The sequence below is a fragment of the Streptomyces sp. WAC 04229 genome, from assembly GCF_003947455.1.
In the GTDB taxonomy this organism is placed as follows: Bacteria; Actinomycetota; Actinomycetes; order Streptomycetales; family Streptomycetaceae; genus Streptomyces.
Genome location: NZ_QHJH01000366.1, coordinates 1 through 2518, shown reverse-complemented (window position 1 = coordinate 2518; position 2518 = coordinate 1). Strand labels below are relative to the sequence as shown.

General features: G+C 74.3%; 2 protein-coding genes and 1 riboswitch. Both genes read right to left on the bottom strand.

The window, feature by feature from the left end; all coding sequences use genetic code 11:
- Nucleotides 1-294 precede the first annotated feature (294 nt).
- Nucleotides 295-954 carry an SCO2322 family protein gene (locus DMH12_RS38150; protein WP_125495825.1) on the bottom strand — a complete coding sequence of 220 codons (660 nt, stop codon included), beginning with the start codon at nucleotides 952-954 and terminating at the stop codon, nucleotides 295-297.
- Entirely contained in the window at nucleotides 951-2183 is a 1233-nt protein-coding gene (locus DMH12_RS38145; RefSeq protein ID WP_125495824.1) for a prenyltransferase/squalene oxidase repeat-containing protein, read from the bottom strand. The genes DMH12_RS38150 and DMH12_RS38145 overlap by 4 nt, the downstream gene beginning before the upstream one ends.
- 129 nt (nucleotides 2184-2312) lie before the next feature.
- Nucleotides 2313-2403, bottom strand: a riboswitch (cobalamin riboswitch).
- Nucleotides 2404-2518: the final 115 nt, after the last annotated feature.

The window sequence follows — 2518 nt, the reverse complement described above, 5'->3', positions numbered from 1 at the left end:
AATACCGTGAGATCATACAGTGGTCGTAAAGACAGGATGATGAGCTCTGGAGTATTTGATTGATGAGTAGGGAACGTCCAGCGATGGCTGCACGGAGTACGGCGTCGGGAGGGGCGAATGAAGATGGGAGACAGGTGGAGGGGAGCGGTGCGCTGGTGGCGGGGGGTGGGTGCGCTTGCCTTTGCTCGCGGGGTGCCGCCTCTCCGTGCGACGGGCGCCGCGCCGGCGGCACGACTGCCCGAGGACTGGGAGGGACGGCTGCCCGCGCGCGCCGTGGCGCCGGTGTCTCCGGGATCAGTCGGCGGCATTCCTGCGCCGCCTCGCCTGCCAGGCTGTCGCTCCGGCCAGGACCGCCACCACCGCGATACCCGCGATCAGGCCGACGGACGGGCCGTCGGTGCCGTCGTCCTGGGCGGCTTGCTGGTCCGGGGACCCGGTGGCCGTCGGGTCGGCCTCCTGCGACACCTGCTCGCCGCAGCCCGACTTCGGGTAGCCGCCGATCGCGCACAGCAGCGCGCTGGTGTTGTAGCGGAGCGGGCCCGCGACGTCGGCCAGGGCGTCGGCCGTCGTGGCGTCCGGAGCGACCCGCGCGCAGGCCGTGCGCCGGGCCGGCGGGGTCTCGCCGGACGGCGCGTCGGCCGCCGTACCGAAGTCGAGGACGAGGGCGACCCGCTTGCTGCCGTCCTCGGCCGGGGTCCTCGCGCAGATCGACGCGAAGTCCGCGGCGCCGCGCGGCTGGGCCGCGTCGTCCGAGTCCGCGCTCACCGCGAAGCGGAAGCCCTGGACGTCGCCGTCCGAGGGGCGGGTGAGGGACGGACCCTGGGTGGCGTAGACCCACTGGTCGCCGTCGCGGTCCCAGAAGGACCAGTAGCGGTACCCGGCGGCCTGCGCCTGGCCCGCGCTCCCGATCAGCAGGAACGCGGCCAGGAAGAGGAGGACGACGCGGCGGGTCACGGCTGCCGCTTCCCGTTGCGGCCGCTGAGCAGGAAGCCGATGCCGATGCCGAAGACCAGGCAGACGCCGACGAACCACCAGACGCCGAAGCCGGAGTCGTCGTCCTCCTTCTCGTCCGCGGCCTGGTCGCTCGCCGTGGCGGAGTCGCTCGCCTTGGCTCCCTGGGGCGCCGGCCCCGTCGCGTTGAGCCCCTCCACCAGGTCCGTGCCGCCGAAGTCGCGCGGATCGGTGCCCGTGGCGTGGGCGGCGAAGATCAGCTGGGCGTAGGCGGACGGGCCGCTCTCCTTCGCCCACTTCGCGGCGTTCTTCTCCAGCCAGGCCAGCGGCTCGGCCGCCTTCTCCGCGCCGCCCTGCGCGGCGAGCGCGACGACCGCGTCGGCGGTGTTGCCGTAGTCGGGCTGGTCGGGGGAGCCGCCGAGCGCGGACTTGAGGTGGCCGTCCTTCTCGACTGCGGTCGCGAGGTACGCGGCGCCGTTCGCGGCGGCCTGCGCACGGTCGGGCTCGTCGGCGCAGGTGGCGGCGGACGCCTTCGTGCCGGGCCCGGTGACCAGGCCCTTGCCGAGCGAGCCGAGGACGCCGGCGGCCGTGGCGTCGGCGTTGGGGAGCAGCTTGCCGTCCTTGTCGGGCTGGAAGGCGAAGGCGCCGTCGTCCTCGGCGCAGGGGAGGGCGAACGTCAGCAGGGCGTCGTACGGGGACTTGCCGCCCTTGGTGACCTTCGTGGGATCGGTGTCCGTGGCGGTCAGGGCGCCGATGACGAGGGAGGTGGAGTTCGCGTCGCTGGGTCCGCCGGGGGCGTAGCCCCAGCCGCCGTCCTTGTTCTGCACGGACTTCAGCCAGCCGAGGGCGTCCTCGACGGCTGCACCGTGTCCGCCGACGGCCCACAGTGCCTGCACCGCTGCGGCGGTCTGGTTGGTGTCGACCATGGTCTTGGCGTCGCACGCCTGGGCGGGGTCGGCGCGGTACGGGGCGAAGGCGCCGTTCGCGCACTGCTGGCCGGTGAGCCACGCCACGGCCTTCGGCGACGGGATCACGCCCGCGGTGTCCTGCGCGAGCAGCGCGAAGGACTGGCGCCAGACGCCGTCGAACTGGGGGTCGCCGGTGCCGAACAGGGCCGCCGGCTTGGACGCGGAGGCGGACGGTGAGGGGTCGGCGGCGACCGCGGGCGCGGCGGCGGCGCCGATCACTGCTGCGGCGGCCAGGACCGCGGCGCCTCGACGGCGGACGTTCATGATCGGCGGGTGCCTTTCCCTGTGCGGGACCGGGCAGCACGGGGCACCCCCGGCGGCTCGGCCCCGTATGCCTCGACGGTGCCCGTGCTCCGGCGGGCGCCGGTCACGTGAGCCGGTCACGTCCGCGCGGGGCATTCCGGCTGACCGTCCGCGGAGGTCCCTGGGCGGGCGCGGGCGGTTCACGGTTGCGGGTCAGCGCCGGAATTGCACCGGCTTCCCCCCGTACGGGTGATGACGACGCCGCCACTTTACCCGCCCGGGGCGCGCGGGCCGAGGGGTGGCCGGACCGGGCGGGTAAAGTGGCGGGGTCGTCATCACCCGTACGGGGGGAAGCC